At 69.3% G+C, this 24,913-nt stretch carries 24 protein-coding genes; 14 read left to right on the plus strand and 10 right to left on the minus strand.

The genetic code is table 11. The features are described 5' to 3' along the window. Positions 1 to 49: 49 nt before the first annotated feature. Positions 50 to 520 (minus strand): peroxiredoxin, encoded by a 471-nt coding sequence (locus DKG75_RS04020; RefSeq protein ID WP_109919770.1) that lies wholly within the window; start codon positions 518 to 520, stop codon positions 50 to 52. Positions 521 to 524: 4 nt separating this feature from the next. Then, positions 525 to 3,506, minus strand: coding sequence for a bifunctional [glutamine synthetase] adenylyltransferase/[glutamine synthetase]-adenylyl-L-tyrosine phosphorylase (locus DKG75_RS04025; RefSeq protein ID WP_109919771.1), 2,982 nt, complete (start codon positions 3,504 to 3,506; stop codon positions 525 to 527). Positions 3,507 to 3,663: 157 nt separating this feature from the next. Here DKG75_RS04025 and DKG75_RS04030 point away from each other — a divergent pair, with 157 nt between their 5' ends. Beyond that, positions 3,664 to 6,822: a YhdP family protein gene (locus tag DKG75_RS04030; protein ID WP_146210374.1), complete on the plus strand. Its 3,159-nt coding sequence runs from the start codon at positions 3,664 to 3,666 to the stop codon at positions 6,820 to 6,822. A 6-nt stretch (positions 6,823 to 6,828) separates the two neighbouring features. On the opposite strand, the gene nadC is transcribed toward DKG75_RS04030, so the two are convergent. From nadC to DKG75_RS04055, 5 genes are all read right to left on the minus strand, one after another. Further along, positions 6,829 to 7,686, minus strand: coding sequence for a carboxylating nicotinate-nucleotide diphosphorylase (nadC, locus tag DKG75_RS04035; protein WP_109920135.1), 858 nt, complete (start codon positions 7,684 to 7,686; stop codon positions 6,829 to 6,831). Between the two features lie 26 nt (positions 7,687 to 7,712). Further along, positions 7,713 to 9,338 (minus strand): L-aspartate oxidase, encoded by a 1,626-nt coding sequence (locus DKG75_RS04040; protein WP_109919773.1) that lies wholly within the window; start codon positions 9,336 to 9,338, stop codon positions 7,713 to 7,715. 32 nt (positions 9,339 to 9,370) lie between these two features. After that, positions 9,371 to 10,399 carry a quinolinate synthase NadA gene (gene nadA, locus DKG75_RS04045; RefSeq protein WP_425086469.1) on the minus strand — a complete coding sequence of 343 codons (1,029 nt, stop codon included), beginning with the start codon at positions 10,397 to 10,399 and terminating at the stop codon, positions 9,371 to 9,373. 155 nt (positions 10,400 to 10,554) lie between these two features. Beyond that, positions 10,555 to 10,938 carry a type II toxin-antitoxin system VapC family toxin gene (locus tag DKG75_RS04050; protein WP_109919774.1) on the minus strand — a complete coding sequence of 128 codons (384 nt, stop codon included), beginning with the start codon at positions 10,936 to 10,938 and terminating at the stop codon, positions 10,555 to 10,557. Next, complete coding sequence (locus DKG75_RS04055; protein WP_109920137.1) at positions 10,935 to 11,168, minus strand: type II toxin-antitoxin system Phd/YefM family antitoxin; 234 nt, start codon at positions 11,166 to 11,168, stop codon at positions 10,935 to 10,937. Before DKG75_RS04055 ends, DKG75_RS04050 begins: the two co-directional genes overlap by 4 nt. Here DKG75_RS04055 and DKG75_RS04060 point away from each other — a divergent pair. After that, entirely contained in the window at positions 11,155 to 12,177 is a 1,023-nt protein-coding gene (locus DKG75_RS04060) for a hypothetical protein (protein WP_133636759.1), read from the plus strand. The two genes, DKG75_RS04055 and DKG75_RS04060, sit on opposite strands and share 14 nt — an antisense overlap. Before the next feature lie 12 nt (positions 12,178 to 12,189). Here DKG75_RS04060 and DKG75_RS04065 read toward each other — a convergent pair whose 3' ends face one another. Together DKG75_RS04065 and tyrS are read right to left on the minus strand one after the other, a co-directional pair. Beyond that, a complete protein-coding gene (locus DKG75_RS04065; RefSeq protein ID WP_109919776.1) occupies positions 12,190 to 13,263 on the minus strand; it encodes an NUDIX hydrolase in 1,074 nt (357 codons plus the stop codon). A 36-nt stretch (positions 13,264 to 13,299) separates the two neighbouring features. Further along, complete coding sequence (gene tyrS, locus DKG75_RS04070) at positions 13,300 to 14,550, minus strand: tyrosine--tRNA ligase (RefSeq protein ID WP_109919777.1); 1,251 nt, start codon at positions 14,548 to 14,550, stop codon at positions 13,300 to 13,302. A gap of 71 nt (positions 14,551 to 14,621) precedes the next feature. Here tyrS and DKG75_RS04075 point away from each other — a divergent pair, with 71 nt between their 5' ends. Continuing rightward, positions 14,622 to 15,728 carry an anhydro-N-acetylmuramic acid kinase gene (locus tag DKG75_RS04075; protein WP_109919778.1) on the plus strand — a complete coding sequence of 369 codons (1,107 nt, stop codon included), beginning with the start codon at positions 14,622 to 14,624 and terminating at the stop codon, positions 15,726 to 15,728. On the opposite strand, the gene DKG75_RS04080 is transcribed toward DKG75_RS04075, so the two are convergent. Continuing rightward, positions 15,695 to 16,339: an alpha/beta hydrolase gene (locus tag DKG75_RS04080; RefSeq protein ID WP_109919779.1), complete on the minus strand. Its 645-nt coding sequence runs from the start codon at positions 16,337 to 16,339 to the stop codon at positions 15,695 to 15,697. The genes DKG75_RS04075 and DKG75_RS04080 overlap by 34 nt on opposite strands. A 296-nt stretch (positions 16,340 to 16,635) precedes the next feature. Here DKG75_RS04080 and cysE point away from each other — a divergent pair, with 296 nt between their 5' ends. From cysE to tenA, 11 genes are read left to right on the plus strand one after another with little or no spacing between them, the layout of a single operon-like run. Beyond that, complete coding sequence (gene cysE, locus DKG75_RS04085; protein WP_109919780.1) at positions 16,636 to 17,385, plus strand: serine O-acetyltransferase; 750 nt, start codon at positions 16,636 to 16,638, stop codon at positions 17,383 to 17,385. A gap of 13 nt (positions 17,386 to 17,398) precedes the next feature. After that, positions 17,399 to 17,863, plus strand: coding sequence for an Rrf2 family transcriptional regulator (locus tag DKG75_RS04090; protein WP_109919781.1), 465 nt, complete (start codon positions 17,399 to 17,401; stop codon positions 17,861 to 17,863). 17 nt (positions 17,864 to 17,880) lie between these two features. Further along, positions 17,881 to 19,035: a cysteine desulfurase family protein gene (locus DKG75_RS04095; RefSeq protein ID WP_109919782.1), complete on the plus strand. Its 1,155-nt coding sequence runs from the start codon at positions 17,881 to 17,883 to the stop codon at positions 19,033 to 19,035. Next, the gene (locus DKG75_RS04100) at positions 19,028 to 20,281 is read left to right on the plus strand and encodes an IscS subfamily cysteine desulfurase (protein ID WP_109919783.1); all 1,254 of its coding nucleotides are present in this window, start codon (positions 19,028 to 19,030) and stop codon (positions 20,279 to 20,281) included. The genes DKG75_RS04095 and DKG75_RS04100 overlap by 8 nt, the downstream gene beginning before the upstream one ends. Positions 20,282 to 20,307: 26 nt before the next feature. Continuing rightward, positions 20,308 to 20,694 carry a Fe-S cluster assembly scaffold IscU gene (gene iscU / locus DKG75_RS04105; protein WP_109919784.1) on the plus strand — a complete coding sequence of 129 codons (387 nt, stop codon included), beginning with the start codon at positions 20,308 to 20,310 and terminating at the stop codon, positions 20,692 to 20,694. A gap of 18 nt (positions 20,695 to 20,712) precedes the next feature. Then, positions 20,713 to 21,057, plus strand: a complete 345-nt coding sequence (locus DKG75_RS04110) for a HesB/IscA family protein (RefSeq protein ID WP_166646332.1) — start codon at positions 20,713 to 20,715, stop codon at positions 21,055 to 21,057. Positions 21,058 to 21,073: 16 nt separating this feature from the next. Next, positions 21,074 to 21,688, plus strand: coding sequence for a Fe-S protein assembly co-chaperone HscB (hscB, locus tag DKG75_RS04115; RefSeq protein WP_109919785.1), 615 nt, complete (start codon positions 21,074 to 21,076; stop codon positions 21,686 to 21,688). Further along, complete coding sequence (gene hscA, locus DKG75_RS04120; protein WP_109919786.1) at positions 21,688 to 23,571, plus strand: Fe-S protein assembly chaperone HscA; 1,884 nt, start codon at positions 21,688 to 21,690, stop codon at positions 23,569 to 23,571. Before hscB ends, hscA begins: the two co-directional genes overlap by 1 nt. Before the next feature lie 32 nt (positions 23,572 to 23,603). Next, positions 23,604 to 23,942 (plus strand): ferredoxin family 2Fe-2S iron-sulfur cluster binding protein, encoded by a 339-nt coding sequence (locus DKG75_RS04125; protein ID WP_109919787.1) that lies wholly within the window; start codon positions 23,604 to 23,606, stop codon positions 23,940 to 23,942. Positions 23,943 to 23,952: 10 nt separating this feature from the next. After that, entirely contained in the window at positions 23,953 to 24,147 is a 195-nt protein-coding gene (iscX, locus tag DKG75_RS04130; RefSeq protein WP_109919788.1) for a Fe-S cluster assembly protein IscX, read from the plus strand. Beyond that, positions 24,144 to 24,860 carry a thiaminase II gene (gene tenA, locus DKG75_RS04135; RefSeq protein WP_166646313.1) on the plus strand — a complete coding sequence of 239 codons (717 nt, stop codon included), beginning with the start codon at positions 24,144 to 24,146 and terminating at the stop codon, positions 24,858 to 24,860. Before iscX ends, tenA begins: the two co-directional genes overlap by 4 nt. Positions 24,861 to 24,913 lie beyond the last annotated feature (53 nt).

Genomic DNA, 24,913 nt, shown 5'->3' on the forward strand with positions numbered 1-24,913 from the left:
AGTGCATCATGTCAACCCGCCAGCGCGTCCCATCCATCATTTCCGGCGATCAAAGCGCCCGGGCGGCCTCCAGCACCTCGTCGACATGGCCCTTGACCTTCACCTTGCGCCAGATGCGGGCGATCTCGCCCTGGCCGTCGATCAGAAAGGTGGCGCGCTCGATGCCGAAATACTGCCGGCCGTACATATTCTTCTCGACCCAGACGCCGTAAGCCTCGGTCGCCGCGCCGTCGAGATCGGCGCCCAGGGTCACCGCCAGCTGGTGCTTCTTCGCGAATTTGTCGTGGGCGGCGACGCTGTCGCGCGAGACGCCGACGACCACCGCCCCCGCCGCCTCGAAATCGGCGATCCGGGCGGTGAAGTCGATCGCCTCGGTCGTGCAGCCGGGCGTGTCGTCCTTGGGATAGAAATAAAGCACGACCTTGCGCCCGGCGAGGGCGGCCAGGCTGACGCTGCCGCCGCCGTTGGTGGGCAGGGTGAAGGCGGGCGCCGGGGCGCCGACATGGGGTTCGCTGGACATGGCGCTACTCCTCGAGCGGGGCAAGGCCGCCGGTCCCGGCGGCACTGTTGGGAACATAGGCTTCGGCCGGATCGCCGATCAGGCGGCCGAACAAGGCGCGCACCGGGGGCCGCGCAGCGTCGAGGGCGGCTTCGACGGCCGCGAAATCCGCCACGCCGGCATGCCGCGCCAGCAGCGCCTTCAACGGGGCCGGGGCATGCTCGGGGTCGAAACCGTCGCCGGCGGTGAGGCGCAGCATGGCCGCGAGCCCGGCGGCAAGGCCAAGGCCGCGGCGCAAGGGCAGGGCATCCGCCGCCGGCAGCAGGCCTTGCGCGCCGAGAAGGTCCAGCATCGCCCCGGTTCCCGTCGGCAGGGGCGCCGGCAGGCCGGGGGCGGCGGCCAGCAGCAGCGCCTGGGCGATGAATTCGATATCGACGAGGCCGCCCGGGCAGAGTTTCAGATCCCAGCGGCTGCGCGCCGGCCGATCCTTGTCCATGCGCCCGCGCATGGCGGCGATATCGCCGAACACCCGGGCCGGGTCGCGCTTCAGGTGCTTCAGCGTGTCCAGGGTCCGGGTCACGGCCGCGCCGAACATCTCGCTGGTCGAGACGACCAGGCGGGCGCGGGTCAGGGCCAGATGCTCCCAGGTCCAGGCCTCGCCCCGGTAATAGTCGTCGAAGCCCTTGAGGGTGGGGACGAGGGGCGCCTTGCTGCCGGCCGGGCGCAGCGCCATGTCGACCTCATAGAGGCTGCCCTCCGCGGTGAGCGCGGACAGGGCGGAGATCAGGCGCTGGCCGAGGCGGGTGTAATAGAGCCCGGGGGTGAGCGGTTTTCCGCCGTCCGAGCCGATGGTGCCGTCCGGCACCGAGAAGACGAAGACGAGATCGAGATCCGAGGTCACGGTCAATTCCCGCCCGCCCAGTTTGCCGAAGCCGAGCACGGCGAAGCCGCCCCCTGGAATATCGCCATGGGCTTCGGCGAACTGGCCGGCGACCGCGGCCGTCAGGCGCTCGATCCCGGCTTCCGCGACCAGGGTCAGGGCTTGGCCCGCCGCCTCGTGGCCGATCAGCCCGCGCAACAGCTGGATGCCGACGGCGAAGCGCTTGTCCGCGGTCCAGCGGCGCACCGCGTCCAGGAGATCCTGGTAATCGGTCACATCGCACAGCGCGGTTTCCATGTCCGCGCGCAGCGCCTCGGCCTCGCTCAAAGGGCGCAGGGCCTCGCCACCGACGACGGCATCGAGCAGCCCGGGCCGCCGCGCCAGCAGTTCGGCCAGCAAGGGCGCCGCCCCCATGATTTCGGCCAGCAGGTCCAGGAGGGCGCGATTGGCATCGAGCAGGGAAAAGAGCTGCACCCCCGCCGGCAAGCGCGACAGGAACTGGTCGAAGCGCAGCAGGGCGACGTCCGGTTCCGCCGTGCGGGCGAAGGCTTGCAGCAGAACGGGCGCGATACCCTCGACCAGGGCGCGGGCGCGCTCGTGCCGGAAACAGCGATAGCGCCCGACCCGCCAGCCGATGACGAGGCCCGCCGCCTTCGCCGGCTCCTGAAAGCCGGCCTCGGCAAGGCGCTGGCTCAGGGCCGCCTCGGCCTCGGGCAGGTGGTTGCGCAGGCTGGCCGGGTCGGCCGCGTCCTCCGCCGCGAACAGGGCACTGAAACGGCGCTGGATCGCGGCCAGGTGGAACAGCAGGACCCGGCGGAAATCGGCCTCGTCCCCGAAGCCCATGAAGCGGCCGATCCCCGGGATCCGCGCCGGATCGGCCGGCATCTCATGGGTCTGGGCATCGTCCACCATCTGGAGACGGTGTTCGAGGTGGCGCAGGAAGCAATAGCCCTCCGCCAGCAGGTCGCGCTCGGCGGGCGGCAGGCGGCCCATGGCGACCAGCCGGTCCAGCATGGACAGGGTCGCGGGATCGCGCAGCTGCGGCTCGCGCCCGCCGGAGATCAACTGCTGGATCTGGACGAAGAATTCGACCTCGCGGATGCCGCCGGGGCCGAGCTTCACATCCTGTCCCTCGACGCCGATGGCGCCGTGGCCGTGGTGGTCGCGGATCTTTTCCTTCATGCGCTGGATATCGCGGACGGCGGCGAAATCGAGATGACGGCGCCAGACGAAGGGGCGGATGTGCTGCAGGAAATCGCGCCCGGCGGCAAGATCGCCGGCGACCGGGCGCGCCTTGATCATGGCCGCCCGTTCCCAGTTCTGGCCGAGGCTCTGGTAATAGATTTCGGCGGCATCGGTCGAGATCGCCACCGGCATCGCGCCCGGGTCGGGCCGCAGCCGCAGGTCGACGCGGAAGACATAACCGTCGGCGGTGCGTTCCTGGATGATCTTCACCAGGGTCTTGGTCAGGCGGACGAAAGTCTCGCCCGGGCTGCGCTTCGGCGTCGGGCGGATCACCTCGTTGTCGAAGAAGACGATGAGATCGATATCGCTCGAATAATTCAATTCATGGGCGCCGAGCTTGCCCATGCCGAGGATGATGAGGCCGGAATCCCGCTCCGGGTCGTCGTCATGGGCAAGGGTCAGTTCGTTCATGCGGGCCGCGGCGCGCAGTGCATGGGCGGCCGCCGCCGACAGCGCCGCCGACGCCAGGCGGCTGAGCGCGCCCGTGGTCTTCATCAGGGGCCAGCCATAGGCCAGATCGCCCACCGCCGCGGCCAGGGCGATCCGCGCCTTGGCCCGGCGCAGCAGCCGCATCAGCGAATCGAGGGGCAGCGCGGCGGTCGCCCCGGGGCTCAGATCGGCCCAGGTCGCCTCCACCGCCGCCTCGGGCCCCTTGGCGACGATCTCCACCAGGAGGGCCGGATCGCGCCGGACGAGCGCCGAGAGATAGGGGCTATAGGCACCGAGCACGCGCAGGATCGGCAGGATTTCCGCCATCTGCGCGGCCTCGACGGCCAGGGACCGGCCGGCCAGCGCGGCGCGGAAATCTTCCTCCAGCCGGGCGGCATCGGCGTTGTCCGGCGGCGGGGAGACGGGGGGGCGAGCGGGCAGGCCGTAATTCACGCGCGTCGGTCCGGTTCGTGATAGGGTCGATCACGCTGCTGGTTGACGCCTGGATCGTCAAGCGGCACTGGGGTGGGGCCTCGAACAGCATAAAGTGTGAGGCGAGAATTTGGTACGGCGCGCATCCCGCATAGCGGCACATGTCTTCGGCGGCCTGTTGACCATGCTGCTGATCGCCGGGGTCGCCATCGGCGTCCGGCTGACCATGGGCCCGATCTCGCTGGGGTTCCTCAGCCCGATGATCGAGGATGGCTTCGCCGCCAACCCGGACGGCCTGCGCCTGTCCGTCAGCGACACGATCCTGACCTGGAGCGGGGTCGACAGCGATGTCGCGCTTCAGGTCGTCGGCGTCGAACTGCGCGGCCGCGACGGCCGGCTGGTCGCCCGCCTGCCCAATGCCGGCATCAATCTTTCCGCCCGGGCGCTGCTGTCGGGCGTGCTGGCGCCGACCGGGATCACCCTGGCCGAGGCCGAGGTCCGGGTCCGGCGCGGCGCCGACGGGACATTCGAACTCGGTCTCGGCGGCTCGCTCCGCTCCGAGCCGGAACCGGTCGCCGGCGGGGCCGAACCCGCCTCGCCGATCGCGGAGGCGGTCCGCTTTCTCCGCCGCGGGCCGGGCAATGCCCCGAGCATGCGGCGCCTGGAGCGCCTGAACCTGGTCCGGGCGCGTTTCGTCTTCGATGACGACGTCACGCAGCGGCGCTGGGTGGCGACGGATGCGGCGGCCGAATTGCGCCGCCTGGAGAACGGTCAGGTCAGCCTGTCCGCCGCCGTCGAACTGGAAAGCGCGGGCGAGGCGGTTTCCTTCGTCGCCGGCGGCGTGATCCCGGCGGCGGCGGACTCGGACGCCAGTCTCGACCTCGCCTTCAAAGGGCTGGTGCCCGCCCTGTTCGATGCGGGCGGCGCGACGTTCGGGCCCGCGGCCGGCATATTGATGCCGCTGGACGGCAAGATCGGCTTGAAGATCGCGCCCGAGGGCGCCTTGCGCACGGTCGGCTTCGACGTGAAGGCGGGCGAGGGCGGCCTGGACCTGCCGGACTTCTACCCGGAGGGCCTGAACCTCGACAATATTCACCTGGCCGGCAGTTTCGACCTTGCCGGAGAACGGCTGACCCTCGCCGCCCTCGACATCACGCGCGGCAGCTTCAGCCTCAGTGCCGCCGGCTCGGCGACCTTCGGGGCCGCGGGGCTCGGGCTCGACCTCACGGTCCGCCTGGACAAGGCGATGATCGACGACCTGGGCACGCTGTGGCCGGTGCCGCTCTCGGTCAACGGGCGGCGCTGGGTGATGCAGAACATCCGGGGCGGGACGTTCAGCGACGGCGTGTTCCGCCTGAAGGTGCCGCCGGGTGGGCTGGAGGCCGATGTCATGGCCCCGGACCTCGTGGTCGGCGACTTCCGGGTCGAGGGGACGGCGGCGACCTATATGGCTGGCCTGCCGCCGGTCGGCGGGATCAAGGCCCGGGGCCATATGCTGGTCGATTCCCTCGATGTCGCGATCGAGACCGGGCAGGTCGACATGGGCGCGGACGGCGTCGTCACCCTGGCCGGCGCCAGTGCCCACATCAGCGACTTCGATCAGCCCGACCAGATCGGCGATATTGCCTTTGCCGCCGGCGGGCCGGTGCGCGCGGCGCTTGCCCTGCTGAACCGGCCGCCGCTCGGCTATGCCGCCAAGCTGGGCATCGATCCGGCGGGGGCCCGGGGCACGCATGACACGATCGCGCGTTTCGTCCTGCCGCTGGTCGCCGACCTCGATCTCGACAATCTGAAATTCGAGACCAGGAGCCGTGTCACCGGGCTCGGCCTTGACGGCATCGTCGGGCCTTTCGGCCTGTCGGACGGCGACGTCACCGTCGAGGTCGACCAGACCCGGGCATCCGGCGCCGGCAAGGCCCGGCTGGCCGGCGCCTTGCTCGACCTTGCCTGGTCGGAGAATTTCACCGCAAAGCCCGGCAGCGTGACGACGAAACTGAGCGCTGCCGGCACGTTCGACGACGAACTGCGCGGCAAGCTCGGCCTCGACCTCGGCGGCCGGCTGCTCGGCCCGGTCGACGGCAAGGTGACGCTGGAGGGCCGGGGGGCGCAGATCGGCGCGATCGAGGCGGAAGTGAAACTCGACCGCGCCGCCATCGCCCTGCCCGAATTCGGCTATGCCAAACCGGCGGGCGAGGCGGCGGCGGTGACCTTCCGCCTTGCGCCCGGCAAGGAACAGATCAGGATCGAGAACCTGCGCGCGACCTCGAGGGAACTCGACATCGTCGGCGCGGCGGCGCTGACCGCCAAGGGCGAATTCCTGACCCTGACCGCCAGCCGCATCCGCCTCGGCCGCAGCAATTTCTCGGTCACCATGACCCGGCCGGCGGCCGGCCAGCGCTATCGGATGCAGATGAAGGGCAGCGTGCTCGACCTTGCACCCTATATGGCGCAGGAAGCGCCCGAGCGGCGCCCGGAGGCGGAGCGGCCCGACCCCGGGGCGCCGGACGGCCTGCCCGATTTCGACCTCGACGTCGCCTTCGACCGGGTGATCCTGGACGACAGGGCCAATGTGAACGGGCTGAAGGCGACGGGCAGCCATTCGACCGGCTTCTGGCGTGCCCTCGATGCCCGTGGCACCCTCGGCGAGCGCAATGCCCCCTTCGCCATGCGGCTGACCCCGGTCGCCGGCGGCCGCACCCTGGCGATCGATGCGGGCGATGCCGGGACCATCGTCCGCGTGCTCGGCGGCTATTCCGATATCGCCGGCGGCACCATCCGCCTGACCGCCACCATCGACGACACCAAGCCCAACCGGCCGCTGGCCGGCGATGTCGATGTCCGCGCCTTCAAGGTGGTGCAGGCGCCGATCCTGGCCCGCATCCTGACCCTCGGCTCGCTCAGCGGCATCGCCGCGGCGATCGGCGGCCAGGGCATCGAATTCGAGGGGCTGAAGGCGAAGATCCGCCAGGACAGCGCCGTGCTCCGGATCGACAAGGCCCAGGCCTTCGGCAATTCGATCGGCATGACCCTGGCCGGGACTTACGACACCTGGGGGCGGTCGCTCAGCGTCGGCGGCACCATCGTGCCGTCCTATGGCCTGAACCGCATTCTGGGGGCGATTCCCCTGGTCGGCGATATCCTGACCGGGGGCGAGGGCGGCGGTCTTTTCGCCTTCACCTACAGCGTGGTCGGCCCGGTGGAGGATCCGGCGGTGACGGTCAATCCGCTGTCGGCGCTGGCGCCGGGGATTCTCCGCGACATCGTCTCGGCGATCGACGGCACCGACAGCGCGGCCGGGGCCGAAGCCCCGCCGGTGATCGAAGTACCGCCGAAATAGGACCGGTCAGGCGAAGCTGAAATCGAGCCCGAGGTCGAGCGACGGCGCCGAATGGGTAAGCCAGCCGAGCGAGAGGATATTCACCCCCGAGGCGGCGTAATCGCCCACCATCTCCGGCCGGATGCCGCCGGACGCCTCGGTCACCATGCGTCCCGCGACCATGGCGACGGCCTGGCGCAGCCGGTCCGGCCCCATGTTGTCCAGCAGCACGGCATCGACCGGGCGCTTCAGCAGGGTTTCGAGCTGATCGAGACTGTCGACCTCGACCTGGACCTTCACCATATGGCCGACCCGGTCGCGGATGCGGTCGAGCACGGCATCGAGACCGCCGGCGGCGGCGATATGGTTGTCCTTGACCAGGATGCCGTCGTCGAGGCCGAAGCGGTGGTTGACCCCGCCGCCGACCCGGACCGCATATTTCTCGAGCGCGCGGAGGCCGGGCGTCGTCTTCCGCGTGCAGGCGACGCGGGCGCCGTGGGGCCGGGCCGCATCCGCCGCCCTGCGGGTGACGGTGGCGATGCCCGACAGGCGCTGCAGAATATTCAGGGCGACCCGTTCCCCGGTCAGCACGGCACGGGCCGGGCCCTCGACCACGGCGATCGTGTCGCCCGGCGTGACGTCAGCGCCGTCGGGCGCGAGCACGGTGACCGCGATCTCGGGCGAGACCAGCCTGAAGGTGTCGAGCGCCATGGGCAGGCCGGCGATGCGGCCGTCGTGGCGGACGCGGATCTCGGTCCGGGCCCGGGCGGCGGCCGGCACCGCGACCTCGGAGGTCAGGTCGCCGGCCAGGCCCAGGTCTTCGGCCAGCGCCGTTTTCAGCAGGGTCTCATAGACCAGGAACGGCGGCGGGGTGAGGTCGTGCATGATGATCTGTTCGTTCCGGGCAAGGATCATTCCGCCGCCAGGCGGCCGGCGGCGGCAAGGCCGATGGTGTCGAGGCGGGCGCCGGCGCCGTCGACGGTGACGGTCTGGCGGCGCAGCCAGGACTCGGCGGCCGCCGGATGGTCGAGGCGGGTATGCGCCCCGCGGCTTTCCGTCCGCGACAGGGCGAGAAGGGCGACCAACCGGCCGATGGTGGCGAGGTTGCGCAGTTCGACCGCCGCCCGCACCGCCTTGTAAGTCTCCTGGGGCGCCTTCTGTTCCGCCGCAGCCAGGGCGGCACCATAGCCGTCCAGCCTTTCGAGCGCGCGGCGCAAGCCTTCCGCATCGCGCAGCAGGCCGACGTCTTCCATCATGGTCTGGCGCAGGCGGGCGCGGAGGGGGGCTGCCTGTGCCGGCTCGATGCCGGCGGCAAGGAGGGCGTGGGGCAGGGTGCGGCCGGCCGGCCGGCGATCCAGCGCCATCGTCTGGGCGGTGCGCCGCCCGGCGACGCAGGCTTCCAGCAGCGAATTGGAGGCGAGGCGGTTGGCGCCATGGACACCGGTGCCCGAAACCTCGCCGCAGGCATAAAGGCCGGGGATGGTGGCGCGGCCCTCGCCGTCCACCAGGATGCCGCCCATGTGGTAATGGGCCGCCGGGGTGACCGGCACCGGCACGGCGAAGGGATCGAGGCCGGCCTCGCAGCAGGTTTCGATCGCCTGGGGGAAGGCGGCGGCGCCCTTGGCCTCAAGGGCCGGGCGCAGGTCGAGATAGACCCGGCCGTGGGCGGCCATTTCGGCATGGATGGCGCGGGCGACGACATCGCGCGGCGCCAGGTCGCCCTGGGGATGGACGCCGGCCAGCAGCGGGGTGAGGGCATCCGCCTTGAGCAGGCGGGCGCCGGCGCCGCGCAGCGCCTCGGTCAGCAGGGGCAGGGGTTCGCGCCCCTCGACCAGCAGGGCGGTCGGGTGGAACTGCATGAATTCGAGATCGACCAGGGCGGCGCCGGCCCGGACCGCCAGGGCGAGGCCGTCGCCCGTCGCCTCGGGCGGGTTGGTGGTGTGCTGCCAAAGGCCGCCCAGGCCACCGGTCGCCAGCATCACCTTGGCACAGCGGATCGCGGCCGGGCCGCCGTCCTTGCGGTTCAAGGCGAGGCCGGCGATGCGGCCGTCGCTGACCAGCAGGTCGGTGACCATGGTCTCGGCCATGACCGTGATCGACGGGGTGGCGCGGACCCGGGCCGCCAGGGCCAGGACGACGGCGCGGCCGGTGCGGTCGCCGTCGGCATGGGCGACGCGGGCGCAGCCATGGGCGCCCTCGCGCCCGAGCATGAGATTGCCCGCCGCATCCGTATCGAAGCGGACGCCGAGGTCGCGCAGCGTGGCGATCGCCTGGGGCCCGGCCTCGGTCAGGCGGGCGACGGCGACGGGGTCGCACAGGCCGCTGCCGGCGGCCAGCGTATCGGCGGCATGGGCCGAGGGGCGGTCGCCCGCGCCGATGGCGGCGGCGATGCCGCCCTGGGCGTGCAGGCTGGAACCGCCCTCGATCCCGGCGGTCTTGGTGATCAGCACGACCTTGCGCGGGGCAAGGGTAAGGGCCGCCGACAGGCCGGCAAGGCCCGAACCGACGATGACGAAATCTGCCTCAAGCTGGCGCATGACACGCACTCCCGAAAGCGATTGTTCCCCGATCAGCGGCGACCGACCGCGATCATCCGTTCAACGGCCAGGCGGGCCCGCGCGGCGACGGCGGGATCGACCTCGACCCGCGGCTCCAACGTCTCCAGGGCGTGGAGGATCTTGGGCAGCGAGATCTTCTTCATGTGCGGGCACATGATGCAGGGGCGGACGAAATCCGTCGTCGGCGAGGCGGCGGCGATATTGTCCGACATCGAGCATTCGGTGATCATCAGCACGCGGGCCGGCTTCTCGTCGCGCACATAGTCGATCATCTTCGCGGTCGAGCCGGCGAAATCGGCGGCGGCGATCACCTCCGGCGGGCATTCCGGATGGGCGATGACGACGAGATCGTCATAGGCGCGGCGGAAGCGGCGGATCTCGTCGGGCGTGAAGCGCTCGTGCACTTCGCAATGGCCCTTCCAGGTCAGGATCTTCACCTTGGTCTGGGTGGCGACCCAGGCGGCCAGATATTCGTCCGGCAGGCACAGCACGCGCTCGGCGCCCAGGCTCTCCACCACCTCGACCGCATTGCCCGAGGTGCAGCAGATGTCGCTCTCCGCCTTCACCGCGGCCGAAGTGTTCACGTAAGTGACCACCGGCGCATCCGGATAGGCTTCGCGCAGCAGGCGGATATCCTCGGGCCGGATCGATTCCGCCAACGAGCAGCCGGCGTCCATGTCGGGCATGAGCACGATCTTGTCCGGGTTCAGCAGCTTGGCGGTCTCGGCCATGAAATGGACGCCGGCCATGACGATGACGTCCGCATCCGTCTCAGCCGCGCGCTTGGCCAGCGCCAGGCTGTCGCCGACGATATCGGCAACGCCGTGGAAGATTTCCGGCGACATGTAGTTATGCGCCAGGATGACCGCATTCCGCTGCTTCTTCAGGCGGTTGATGCGCTCGATGAAGGGGGCGTGCTGGCGCCACTCGTCCTCGGGCAGGACGCGCTCGACCTTGCTCCAGATGCCGGCGGTGGCGGCGGCCACGGCAGGCGTGAAGGGAAGGGCGGTGGCCATCTGGGCCTGGACATTCACGGTCATGGGCGGATCCTCGACGGAGGCTGCGCTTACCTGGGGGAGGCGCTGGAGACGCTCTTTAATGCTCAACTTGAGCATATTCTAGATATGCTCATATCGAGCATAATCAAGCCTGTCAAGAAAATGTCGCGAATAGCCCCTCGTCCTTTTTGGCAGGGTTACCAGAGGCGCGGGGCAATTCCGTCGAACACGGGGTCGGCGGAGACGAGCGGAATGCCCAGCAGAATGGCCGTGGCGGCGATCAGCCGGTCGAACGGATCGCGATGCTCCCACGCCATCATCCCCGCCCGGGTACAGATTTCCGGACCGAGCGGGGCGGGCCGGGCCCCTTGCCGTTCAAGCAGCGCCGGCAGGTCCCCGACATGGGGCGCCATCGCCGGCCACTTGCCGAGGCGAACCTTCTGTGCGATTTCGAAGAATGAAACCGGGCTGACCAGGATGGTCGCCGTTCGCGTCATGGCGGCCAGCGCGGGGCCGGACAGGCGGTCGCTGCCGTTCAGGCTCCAGGCCCAGGCATGGGTGTCGAGCAGCAAGGCGCTCAAGCGCCGCCCTCCCAGGCGTCAATCTCGTCCTCCGGCAAGGGTGCGAAAAAATCCGGCCCCGGCCCGATGCTGGCATCGGCCAATATGTCGAAGCGGAAACCAGTCCCCTGCACGGGGACGAGCTTCACCATCGGGACATCACCCTTGGCGATCACCACGTCTTCGCCGGCCAATGCCGCCTCGATCAGCTTCGACAGATTGGTTTTTGCCGCATGAATGGTCACTTTCATCGCACCCTCCCGCGTCAACTTAGCTATGTTAGCTAACCGCGCGGCCATCGACCAGCACCGAGAACGTGAAGGAGCGATCATGCAGGACATGGAGGCATTCGCGGATGTCCACGCGCTGCCGGAACCGCCCCATGGCTGGAGGGATTTCAGCTATTCCATTCTCCTCGACGGCCGGCTTGCCATCGTCCGCCAGGGTTCCGGTCTTCACGATGACGGCACTGCCGGACCGGCAGGGGACAATGCACCGCGAAGCTGCCGGGTCCATACGTTCGACGGCAGCCGCGAGGACTGGGCCCTCGACGTGAGGGGGATCGCGTTCCCTTTCGTCTCGCGCCTTGCCGACGGGCGCTGGCTTCTGGTCGACGGGCTGGCGGGGCATGAGGCCCTGTCCGGCCATCTGTTCGCGGCGGACGGCAGCCCGCTGTCATCTCTCCGCCTCGGGGCCCGCATCTCGAACGTGCTGTGCGCGCCGGACAATTCGATCTGGGTCAACTATTCCGATGAAGGGGTTTATGCGGGCCGGCTCGCGAACGGCGATTGGCCCCTCAGCACGGGGGGAATCGTCCGCTTCTCGCCCGAAGGACGGGTTCTCGGATCTCTCATGGACAAAATCCCCATGGCCTGGGGCGGAGACAATCCGATGTCCCTGATCGGCAACGAATGCTGGGTGCATGGCTACCCGAAGCCGCAACTCGTCCGGATGGCCGGGGACGACTGCGAGATTTTCCCCTGTCCGGTGGAAAATCCGGGCGCGCTGGCCGGAGACGGCCGTTTCATCCTGCTGGCGAGACGATTCCCATGGGAGGCCAGTTTTTCCCTTCACGAGCGCCAGGGCGGCCAATTGGCCCTTGTCGGCGAATGGTCGCAAGGGGCTGGCGCCATCGCCCAGCCGAGGCTGCTTCAGGGGCATGGCGACCTGCTCCACATCGTGGAGGGCGGCCGCTGGATCAAGGTTTCGACCGGCGCCTTTCGCGATTTCCTGGCGCATTCGCCGCGCCGGGCGCGGTAACGCCCCCGACCGTCACGACCCCGCCTTGGGCAGGGGCAGGGGGATGCCGACGTCGTGCTTTTCCTGCATGACGTCGCGGCGGAAGCGATAGGTTTCGGCCGGGCGGCCGCGGCCTGAGGCTTCGATCTGGCCGGTCGGCTCGACCAGATCGCCGGCGGTCACGGTGCGGCGGAAATTCTGCTTGTGCAACTCGATGCCGGACAGGGCCTCGACCACCTTCTGGAGGCGCAGCAGGGTGAATTCCGGCGGCAGCAGGTCGAAGACCACCGGGCGGTAGTCGATCTTGCCGCGCAAGCGGCCGAGCGCCGAGGCGAGCACGCGGCGATTGTCCAGCGACAGGGGGGTGCCGAGGGCGCGGGCGGCCTCGCGCTGTTCGTCGGGGACGTCGGGGGGGGCGTTGCCGGCGGCACCGGCGGCGACCGCGGCATCGCGGATCGCTTCCTTCACGAGGCCGGCGGAATAGAGCAACTCATAGCGGTCGAGGCAGCGCAGCAGGTCGAAATGGCCGGTGCCGGCGACCGGGCCGAAGGCGATGGCTGTCCGCTCCATGCGGGCGCGGGCGCTGCGGGCATCCGGGGCGGCATCGATCCAGCGGGTCAGGGCCGGGCGGATGACCTTGTCGATCAGGGCCGGGCGGCCCTCGCGCCAATCCTCCCAGGGCAGGAAGGAATACCACGAACGCCATTGCGCCTCGCCGGTGCCGGCCAGCGGCGTTTCCTGGGTCAGGGCCAGATAGGCGATGGAGACGACGCGCGGCCCCCCGGTCAATTCGCGCGGGTCGCGGTTCTGGTTGGCGAATGTGTAGAGCTGCTCGACATAGCGCATGGCGATGCCCGTCTGCTCCGCCACCCATTGGCGCAGGCCCAGTTCCAGGGTGCGGTGATGCTCCGGCTCGAACGGGCCGAAGGGCAGGGTTTCCGGCGTGTCGAAGGCCAGGGGCAGCAAGCCCTGCTGGGCCGGCGTCGCCAGGTCGTGGGTCATGCGCCGGGCGACCAGGACGCGCGGATCCTCCTCCGTCACCGCGACGATGACGGCGGTCAGGCCGATGCTGATGCCCCGGGCATTGTGTTCGCCATCCTGCGCCATGACCGGGAGACTAAGCCATCATGGCGCAAAAGGCGATCAGCCGGCGACGATCAGGGCGTGGCGCTTCTTGCCGGCGGAAAGTTTCACGCTGCCGGCACTGCCGAGGTCGGAGAGCCTGGCGAATTCGTCGGTCACCGCGACATCGTTCAGCTTCACGCCGTTGCCCTTGATCAGGCGGCGCGCCTCGCCGTTCGAGGCGGCCATGCCGGCCTTGACCAGAAGTTCGTAGACATTGATGCCGGCGGCGATCGCGGCCGCCTCGACCGCGACCTTGGGCAGCGTATCGGCGGCCGCCCCTTCCTCGAAGGTCTTGCGGGCGGTCTCGGCCGCCGCATCCGCCGCCGCGGGGCCGTGGGCGAGCGCCGTCGCCGCGGTCGCCAGGACTTTCTTGGCGTCGTTCAGCTCGGCGCCCTCGAGGGTTTCGAGGCGGCGGACCTCGGCTTCCGGCAGTTCGGTGAAGAGGCGGAGGAAACGGCCGACGTCGCCGTCCTCGGTGTTCCGCCAGAACTGCCAGTAGTCGTAGGGGCTGCGGGCATCCTCGTTCAGCCAGACGGCGCCATTCGAGGTCTTGCCCATCTTGGCGCCCGAGGCCGTGGTGATCAGGGGCGAGGTCAGGCCGTAGAGCTGGATATCGGCGGTGCGCCGGCCAAGCTCCACGCCCTGGACGATATTGCCCCATTGATCCGAGCCGCCCATCTGCAGGCGCACGCCCTGCGCCTTCGCCAGTTCGACGAAGTCATAGGCTTGAAGGATCATGTAGTTGAATTCGAGGAACGACAGGTTCTGCTCGCGGTCCAGGCGGATCTTCACGCTGTCCTGCGACAGCATGCGGTTGACCGAGAAATGCCGGCCGTAGTCGCGCAGGAAGTCGATGTAGTTGAGCCTGGACAGCCAGTCGTCGTTGTCGACCATCACGGCATCGGTCGGGCCGTCGCCGAAGCGCAGGAATTTCGCGAAGACGCGCTTGATGCCGGCCAGATTCTCGGCGATCCGCGCCGCATCCAGCAGGGGGCGCGATTCGTCGCGGAAGGAGGGATCGCCGATCTTGGTGGTGCCGCCGCCCATGAGCACGACGGGCTTGTGCCCCGCCTGCTGCAACCGGCGCAGCATCATGATCTGGACCAGCGAGCCGACATGCAGCGAGGGCGCCGTGGCATCGAAGCCGATATAGGCGGCGAAGGGCGTGCTGCCGGCGGCAAGCGCGTCCAGGCCTTCGAGGTCGGTGCACTGGTGGATGTAGCGGCGTTCGGTCAGGACCCGCAGGAATTCGGATTTCAGGCTCGTCATGGTGCAGGCGATGTAGCATGAAGCAGGGGCGCGGGACAACGCGCAGACGTTTTTCAAAGCGGGACGGCGCCATGCGGGCCTTGGGATTGATGAGCGGCACCTCGCTCGACGGGATCGACCTCGCGATGATCGAGACCGACGGCGAGACCATCCATGCCCTCGGTCCCACCCGCACGGTCGCCCACAGCCCGGAAACCCGCGCCGCCTGCCGGCAGGCCAGCGGGGAGGCGATGCGCTGGCGGCAGGGCACGCCGGTCCCGGACAGCGTCGCCGCCGCGGCGGACCTGATCACCGAGGCGCACCGCCGCGCCATCGCCGGCTTCCTGGCCGAGGCCGGGCCGGTCGAGGTCATCGGCTTCCACGGCCAGACCGTGATGCACCGCCCGGCCGAAGGGCTGACCTGGCAGGTCGGCGACGGCGGGCGCCTGGCCGACCTGTTCGGCATCGAGGTCGTCGGCCAGTTCCGGCTGGCGGATGTCGCCGCGGGCGGGCAGGGGGCGCCGCTCGCCCCGCTCTATCACCGGGCCCTGGCCCGGGGGCTGGCGGGGCAGCGGGGGCCGGTCGCCGTGCTCAACCTCGGCGGCGTCGGCAATGTCACCTGGATTTCGGACGATCCCGCCGTCGGTCCCGTCGCCTTCGATACCGGGCCGGGCAATGCCCTGATCGACGATTGGGCCCTGCACCACACCGGCGTGCCGATCGACCGGGACGGGGCCCTGGCCGGGGCCGGGCGGGTGCATGGCGAATTGGTCGACCTGTTCCGCGGCCACCCGTTCTTCGACCTGCCGGCGCCGAAATCCCTGGACCGGGACGATTTCACCGGCCAGCCGGTGCGGGGTCTGAGTGCTGCGGACGGCGCCGCGACCCTGACCGCCTTCACGGTCGAGGCGGCGGCGGCGGCGCGGCGGCATTTCCCCGAACCCGCGACGCGCGTCCTGGTCACGGGCGGCGGGCGCTTGAATCCGGTGCTGATGGCGATGCTGCGGGCGCGCCTCGGCGTGCCGGTCGAGCCGGTGGAGACGGTCGGCTGGCGCGGCGACAGCCTGGAGGCGGAAGCCTTCGGCTTCCTCGCCGTGCGCAGCCTGAAGGGACTGCCCCTGAGCATGCCGGGCACGACGGGCGTGCCCGGCCCGCAGACCGGCGGTCAGCTGTTCCGGCCGAGACGCATGTCGAGATAGGCGCCGGTGATCCGGTTCAACTCGTCCATATGGTCTTCGAAGAAGTGGCCGGCACCCTTGATGACCTCGTATTTCACCTTGATGCCGCGCTGGTTGGACAGGCGGGTGGCGAGCTTGGCCACTTCCGGCTCCGAAACCACCTGATCCTCCGTGCCCTGGACGATCAGGCCGTCCGAGGGGCAGGGGGCGAGGAAGGTGAAGTCATATTTGCTGGCGGGCGGCGAGATCGAGATGAAGCCGTTGATCTCGGGCCGGCGCATCAGCAATTGCATGCCGATCCAGGCGCCGAAGGAAAAGCCGCCGACCCAGCATTCCGCCGCCGACGGATTGTAGGTCTGCATCCAGTCGAGGGCCGAGGCGGCGTCGGACAATTCGCCGGCACCATTGTCGAACCCGCCCTGGCTGCGGCCGACGCCCCGGAAATTGAAGCGCATGACCGAGAAGCCGCGGTTCACGAACGTATGAAACAGGTTGTAGACAACCTTGTTGTTCATCGTGCCGCCGAACTGCGGATGCGGGTGCAGCACGAGGGCGATGGGCGCGCCCGTGCCGGCGTGGTGGTAGCGGCCTTCGAGTCGCCCGGCCGGGCCGTTGAAGATGATCTCAGGCATTCCGGTCCCCTTGTACCGATATCCGACCAATCCGGTCGGCTGCTCGGGCCGGGATGGCGCTACGCCCTTGGCGCATGGCCATCCTGCCGTCGCGAATACTTGACTGCCGCAGTCGGATATCATAAATCTGACCTCGGCACTCGGGCATTTCCGGCCCGGCGCCGCAAAGCGTCGCGGGCGGGGTTTATACACGGCCCGCTTTCGCCGATGCAAGGAAATCGCAATTCCCGGGCCGGGCTTGGGATGGAAAACTCGAAACCGGGCGGCTTCGGCCGCCTTATGCAGGGACATTCTGCATGTTCACGCGCCTGAAGGACGAGATCGACAGCTATATCGCCCGCGACCCGGCCGCCCGGTCGCGGGTCGAGGTGCTGCTGTCGTACCCGAGTTTTCATGCGATCACCCTGCACCGCGTGTCCCATTGGCTGTGGGTGCGGGACTGGCGCCTGACCGCGCGCTGGCTGTCCTATGTCGCCCGCCTGTTCACCGGCATCGAGATCCACCCCGGCGCCACCATCGGCCGGCGCCTGTTCATCGACCACGGCCTCGGCGTCGTCATCGGCGAGACGGCGGAGATCGGCGACGACGTCACCCTTTACCACGATGTCACGCTTGGCGGCCTGCTGCCCTCGGTGAACTCCAGGGCCCAGGTCGGCGTGAAGCGCCACCCGACCCTGAAGGACGGGGTCATCGTCGGTTCCGGCGCCCAGATCCTCGGCCCGATCACGGTCGAGGAGGGGGCGCGGGTCGGCGCCAATGCGGTGGTGGTCGCCGATGTCGCGTCGGGCACCACGGTGGTCGGCATTCCGGCGAAGGCGGCGGGCGCGCCCCGGCTGGTCGATCGGGCGCTGGATTTCTGCGCCTATGGCACCATGGCCGGCCGCATGCCCGACCCGACCGAAGAAGAGATCGAAGGGCTGGTCGCCCGGCTTCAGGCCCTGTCCGCCCGGGTGGCGGAACTGGAGGCCCGGCTCGGCGTCGATGCCGGCCAGCCGCGCGGCGAGGTTGTCGAGGGGCCGCGCGTCGCCGCTTCCGGCAAGGTTTGAGGAGGCGAGAGGGATGAAACTATCCACCCGCGGGCGCTATGCCGTGATGGCCATGGTCGACCTTGCCGCCCATGCCGAGGGCGGCAAGCCCGTGTCCCTGTCGGATATCGCGGAACGCCAGGAAATCTCCCTGTCCTATCTCGAGCAATTGTTCGGCAAGCTGCGGCGCGGCGGGCTGGTCAAGAGCGTGCGGGGCCCGGGCGGCGGCTATGTCCTCGGCCGGAAGGCGGACGACACCCGGATCGCCGACATCGTCCTGGCCGTGGACGAGCCGATCACCGCCACCCGCTGCCAGCTCGGCACCTCGGTCGGCTGCCGCGGCAACCGCAGCCGCTGCGCCACCCACGACCTGTGGGAAGAGCTGAGCCACCAGATCCATCTCTATCTCTCCAGCGTGTCGCTGGCCGATGTGGTCGCGCGCCGGGTGCTGGGCAGCCTGCACGGGCCGGCCCGCAGCGCCGTCGAGCGCGTGGCCTGAGGAAGGAATTCGCTGTCGTGACCCGGGTCGCCACCTATCTCGATCATAACGCCGGGGCGCCGACGCGCCCCGAGGCGGTCGAGGCCATGGTCGCGGCGCTGGCCATCGGCGGCAACCCGTCGTCGGTCCATCGCGCCGGGCGCCTGGCCCGCCGCGCGATCGAGGAGGCGCGGGAAGCCGTGGCCGATCTCGCCGGCGCCGAGGCGACGGAAGTGATCTTCACCAGCGGCGGGACCGAGGCGAACAACCTCGCCCTGCTCGGCGCCGTCCGCGCCGGCCTGGTCGCGCGCCTGCTGGTTTCGGGCATCGAGCATGATTCGGTCCGCGCCGCTGCCGCCGGGGCCGGGGTGCCGGTCGCGGTGATCCCGGTCGATCGTGACGGCGTGGTCGATCTCGCCGCTCTCGACCGCCTGTTGCAGGCGGGGCAGGGGCCGGCGCTGGTCTCGGTCATGCTGGCCAACAACGAGACCGGCGTCATCCAGCCGGTGGCGGAGGTCGCCCGCATCGCCCGCGCCCATGGCGCCCTGGTCCATACCGACGGCGTGCAGGCCCTGGGCAAGACGGCTTTCGCCTTCTCCGCCCTCGATGCCGACATGATGACCGTCTCCGCCCATAAGATCGGCGGGCCGGCCGGGGTCGGCGCCCTGGTCAAGCGGGCCGGCATCGACCTCGTGCCGCTGTCGCTGGGCGGCGGGCAGGAATACGGCCGCCGGCCGGGCACGGAAAATCTGGCCGGCATCGCCGGCTTCGGCGCGGCCGCCCGGGTGGCGCGGGGCCTCGATCTCGCAGCCCTCCGCGACCGGCTGGAGCGCGAGGTGCTGACCTCGGTCCCCGGCGTCCGGATCTTCGGTGCGGGCGCGGCGCGGGTCGGCAATACGTCCTGCATCGGGCTTGACGGCGTGAAGGCCGAGACCCAGGTCATGGCGCTCGATCTTGCCGGCGTCTCCATCGGCGCGGGCGCGGCCTGCTCGTCCGGCAAGGTCCGGCCGAGCCCGGTGCTGACCGCCATGGGCGAAAGCGAGGAGACGGCGCGCAGCGCCATTCGCGTCAGTCTTGGCTGGAACACGGCCGAGGCCGATGTCACACGCTTCCTGAGTGCTTATATCGAATTTGCGGGCCGCGCGTTGAAGGCGCGGGCCGATGCGGGTTGGAAGGAAAATCATCATGGCTGACGGAACCGCCGACCGGGGCGAGGTCCGCCCCAACATCCAGCTGCCGATCTACCTGGACTATCAGGCGACCACGCCGATGGATCCCCGGGTGTTGGACGCGATGATGCCCTATTTCACCGGCAAGTTCGGCAATCCCCACAGCCGCAGCCATTCCTACGGCTGGGAGGCGGAAGAGGCGGTCGAGAACGCGCGCGAGCAGGTGGCGAAGCTGATCAACGCCGACCCGCGCGAGGTGATCTTCACCTCCGGCGCCACGGAATCGAACAATCTGGCGATCAAGGGCGTCGCACTCTTCAACAAGGACCGCCGGAACGAGATCGTGACCGTGGTGACCGAGCATAAATGCGTGCTCGACACCTGCCGTCACCTGGAACAGGAAGGGTTCAAGGTCACCTATCTGCCGGTCCAGGAAAACGGCCTGATCGACCTCGACCAGCTGCGCGCGGCGGTGACCGACAAGACCGCCGTGGTCTCGGTCATGGCGGTGAACAACGAGATCGGCGTTATCCAGCCCCTGAAGGAAATCGCCGGGATCGCGCATGCCAAGGGCGCCTATTTCCACACCGACGCGGCCCAGGCGGCGGGCAAGATCCCGCTCGACGTCAACGACCTCGGCATCGACCTGATGTCGATCTCGGGCCACAAGCTCTATGGCCCCAAGGGCATCGGCGCGCTCTATGTCCGCCGCAAGCCGCGCGTCCGCCTCGTCGCCCAGATGAACGGCGGCGGGCAGGAGCGCGGCATGCGCTCGGGCACCCTGTCGCCGCCGCTCTGCGTCGGGCTCGGCGAGGCGTGCCGCATCGCGCGCACCGAAATGACCCTGGACAACGAGCGCATCCGCGGCCTCGCCCGCAAGTTCTACGAGACGGTGAAGGCCAAGCTGCCGGACGTCTTCCTGAACGGCGACCTCGACCAGCGCATCCCGGGCAACCTCAACCTGTCGTTTGCCTATGTCGAGGGCGAGAGCCTGATCATGGGCATCAAGGACCTTGCGGTCTCGTCCGGTTCCGCCTGCACCTCCGCCTCGCTGGAGCCGTCCTACGTGCTCCGGGCGCTGGGCGTCGAGGAGGAACTGGCCCATACCTCGATCCGCTTCGGCTTCGGCCGCTTCACCACCGAAGCCGAGATCGATTATGCCGCCGACACCATCGTGAAGCGCGTCACCAAGCTGCGCGAGATGAGCCCGCTCTGGGAAATGGTCCAGGAAGGCATCGATCTGCGGTCGATCCAATGGTCCGACCATTGAGCGGCGAACATTAAGGAGTTACAGCCATGGCCTATAGCGAAAAGCTCGTCGATCACTACGAGAACCCCCGCAACGTCGGTTCCTTCGACAAGAACGACGACAATGTCGGCACCGGCCTGGTCGGCGCGCCGGCCTGCGGCGACGTCATGAAGCTGCAGATCAAGGTCAGCGCCGAGGGCCTGATCGAGGATGCGAAGTTCAAGACCTTCGGCTGCGGCTCGGCCATCGCTTCGTCCAGCCTCGTCACCGAATGGGTGAAGGGCAAGAGCCTGGACGAAGCCGCGACGATCAAGAACACCGAGATCGCGCAGCACCTGGCCCTGCCGCCGGTGAAGATCCATTGCTCGGTGCTGGCCGAGGACGCCATCAAGGCGGCGATCGCCGACTACAAGGCGAAGCACGACCGGTCGTAACGTAAGGAGTTCCGCATCATGGCAGCGCCCGCGCGCCAGATCATGGAAGTGACCGAGCCGGCGGCGGCCCGGGTGAGGGAATTGCTGTCGAAGCGCGGCAAGCCTTCGGCCGGCGTCCGCATCGGTATCCGCACCGCCGGCTGTTCGGGGATGCAGTACACCCTCGAATATGCCGACGAGAAGGGCAGATACGACGAGGTGGTGGAAGACAAGGGGGTAACCATCCTGGTCGATCCCAAGGCGGTGATGTTCCTGATCGGCACCAAGATGGATTTCGAGACCGACAAGCTGAAATCGGGCTTCGTCTTCATCAATCCGAACGAGAAGGCGCGCTGCGGCTGCGGCGAATCCTTCCACGTCTGATCCGGTTTCCTGGCACATGTCCGTCCCCGTCGCCCCGCCCGTTTCCTGCACGTCCTGCGGCGGCCAGGTGGCGGATGCGATCTGCGCCGGCTGCAAGGCCTTGCAGCCGCCCGGCCAGCTGGATCATTTCGCCCGCCTCGGCCTGCAACGGGGCTATGACGTCGATCCTGCCGGCCTGGAGCGGGCCTATTTCGCCGCCCAGCGCCGCTTCCACCCGGATCGTTTCGCCGGCCGGGGCGCGCGGGAGAAGAATTTCTCCCTCCAGCACGCGACCTTGATCAACGACGCCTATGAGACGCTGCGCGAGCCGCTGGCGCGGGCGCGTTACCTGCTCGATCTCGAAGGCCGGCCCCCGCCGGGGGAGGACGGCCGCACCATCGCCGATCCCGTGCTGCTGATGGAGGCGCTGGACTGGCGCGAGGCGCTGGAGGAGGCGGGGGACGCCGCCGCCCTTCAGGCGCTGGCGGCGCGGCTCGCCGGCGATCTCGCGGCGGTGCAGGGCCGGCTGGGCCGGGCCTTCGCGGCCCATGATCTCGACGGTGCGACGCGCGAGGCGTTGCGCCTTTCCTATCTCGTCAAACTGGGGGCGGAGCTGAAGCGCAAGCAGATGCCCCGCATCGCGGTACCCTGATGCTTCTCGATATTTACGAACCCGGCGAAACCCCGCTGCCCCACGCGGGCGATGCGGATACGGCTGCCGTCGGGATCGACCTCGGCACCACCAATTCCCTGGTCGCCATTGCGGTCGGCGGCCGGCCCGAGATCCTGCGCGATGCGCTGGGCGACGGCATCGTGCCCTCGGTCGTCGCCTATCTCGACGGCGACGACGAGCCGGTGGTCGGCCGGGTCGCCACCCGCATCCTGGAACGGGAGCCGGAACTGGTCGTCGCCTCGGTCAAGCGCCTGATGGGGCGCGGTACCGGCGATGTCGCCAGCCTGGGCGGCCATCTCGCCCAGAAGGTTCACGACGACGGCCAGGGCGGCATGGTGAAGCTCGATGTCGGCGGGCGCATCGTCTCGCCGGTGCAGGTGTCGGCCGAAATCCTGCGCACCCTGAAGCAGCGCGCCGAAATGGTGCTGGGCAAGGGGGTCGACCGCGCGGTGATCACCGTGCCCGCCTATTTCGACGATGCCGCCCGCACCGCGACGCGGGATGCCGCACGTCTCGCCGGCCTCGAAGTCCTGCGCCTAGTCAACGAGCCGACGGCGGCGGCGCTCGCCTATGGCCTGGACAAGGGGGCGGAGGGGCTTTACGCCGTCTATGATCTTGGCGGCGGGACCTTCGACGTTTCGCTGCTCCGCCTCGAGAAGGGCGTGTTCCAGGTGCTGGCCACCGGCGGCGATGCGGCGCTGGGCGGCGACGATTTCGACCGCATCCTGGCCGAACGCCTGCTGGCGGCGCGGGGCGACGCGATTGCCGCCGGGGATGTGAAGCCGGTGCTGGCCGCCGCCCGCCGGGCCAAGGAAGGGCTGACCGACGCGGACGAGGTCAGCGTCGATCTCGATTTCGGCGGCAAGGCCACGCGCCATCCGGTGACCCGCGCCCAGTTCGACGATTGGATCGGCCCGCTGGTCGCCCGCACCATCGCCGCCGCCCGCGCGGTGCTGGCCGATGCCGGGGTCGAGGCGGGGGAACTGGCCGGTATCGTTCTGGTCGGCGGTTCCACCCGGGTGCCGCTGGTGCGCGGCGAGGTCGCCCGCCTGTTCGGGCGCGAGCCCCTGTCCGACATCGACCCGGACGAGGTGGTGGCGCTGGGCGCCGCCCTTCAGGCCGAGGCGCTGACCATCGGTTCGGACACTTTGCTGCTCGATGTCGTGCCCCTGTCGCTCGGCCTTGAGACCATGGGCGGATTGGTCGAGAAGGTGATCCCGCGCAACACGCCGATCCCGGTTTCCCGCGCCCAGGATTTCACCACCTACCAGGACGGCCAGACCGCCATGGCGGTCCATGTCCTGCAAGGCGAGCGCGAGATGGTGGAGCAGAACCGCTCGCTCGCCCGCTTCGTCCTGGCCGGCATTCCGGCCATGGTGGCGGGGGCCGCGCGCATCCGCGTCACTTTCACCGTCGATGCCGACGGGCTTTTGACCGTCGCCGCCCGGGAAGCCCTGACCGGGGTGGAAGCCCATGTCGAGGTGAAGCCCAGCTACGGCCTGAGCGACGAGGACATGGCCGAGATGCTGCGCGCCTCCTTCGAGAATGCCCGGGCCGACGTCACCACCCGCCTGCTGGCCGAAGCCAGGGTCGACGGGCGGCGCCTGATCCTGGCGCTCGATGCCGCCCTGGCCCAGGACGGCGACCTGCTGGCCGCCGGGGAGAGGGCCGAGGTCGATACCGCCAAGGCCGCCCTCGAAGCCGCCATGGCCGGCGACGACCGGGAAGCCGTGGTCCAGGCGACCGAAGCGCTGGAAGCGGCCGGCCGGCCCTTCGCCGAGCGGCGGATGGACCGCAACATTCGCCAGGCGCTGGCTGGTGTCGAGGTCAGGCGGCTTGAAACCCGGCTGCAAGCGGGCTAAAGCCTGCGATCGGAAAATTGGAGTTCAGCCGCATGCCCAAGATGGTTTTCGTCAGCCCCGACGGCCAGACCCGGACCGAAGTCGACGCCCCGGTCGGTCTCTCGGTGCTGGAGATTGCCCACCGCAACAAGATCGACCTCGAGGGCGCCTGCGAAGGCTCGCTCGCCTGTTCGACCTGTCATGTCGTCATCGACCCGGAATATTTCGGCAACCTGCCGGAAGCGACCGAAGAGGAAGAGGACATGCTCGACCTCGCCTTCGGCCTGACCCATACGTCGCGCCTCGGCTGCCAGATCATCATGACCGAGGATCTGGACGGGCTGATCGTCACCTTGCCGGCCGCCACCCGCAACATGATGGTGGACAAGTAAGGCCAAGGCCATGCGCTGGACCGACATTCACGATATCGCCATCGGGCTCGACGATGCCCATCCCGATGCGGATGTCGTGAACCTGCGGTTCACCGACCTCCATAAATGGATCCTGGCGCTTCCCGGCTTTTCGGACGATCCCAACCGCTCGAACGAGAAGATCCTCGAAGCGATCCAGGCCGCCTGGATCGAGGAACGCGGGTGAGTACATTCTTTGCCCGGCTGCGCACGGCGGCCGGTGCCGACTGGCAGGCCTATGTCGGCCATGCCTTCGTCGACGGCCTTGCCCGGGGCACGCTGCCCGAGGCGGCCTTCCGCCATTATCTGGTGCAGGATTACCTGTTCCTGATCCATTTCGCCCGCGCCTATGCCCTCGCCGTGGTCAAGGCCGACGATCTGGCCGGCATGCGCTCTGCCGCCGCGACCCTGGACGCCCTGATCAATCACGAGATGAAGCTCCATATCGAGTTCTGCCGCGACTGGGGCATCACGCCGGAGGAAATGGAACAGGCGCCCGAAGCCGCCGAATGCATGGCCTATACCCGCTATGTCCTCGACCGCGGGCTTTCGGGCGATATCCTCGATCTCAAGGTCGCCCTCGCGCCCTGCGTCGTCGGCTATCGCGAGATCGCGGCGGCGATCCGCGACCGGCATGATTTCAAGACCATCGGCAATCCCTACCTGCCCTGGATCGAGATGTATTCCGGCGCCGACTACGGCGCGGTGGCGGATGATGCCGTCGCCGAACTCGACCGTCTGGCCGCGACCCGGGCGACCGAGGCGCGCTTTCCCGCCCTTGCCCGCACTTTCGCTGAGGCCTGCCGGCTCGAAGCCGGTTTCTGGGAGATGGGCTGGCGCGCCGGACAGGACGGCCGGAAGGCGGGCCTCTGGGGCCGGCTGACGGGCAGGGGACGCTGAAGCAGGGAGCCCGTGCGCCCCGGCGCGGAATGCGCTATGGTCCTGCCCAGGCG

Source organism: Zavarzinia compransoris, assembly GCF_003173055.1.
GTDB lineage: Bacteria > Pseudomonadota > Alphaproteobacteria > Zavarziniales > Zavarziniaceae > Zavarzinia > Zavarzinia compransoris.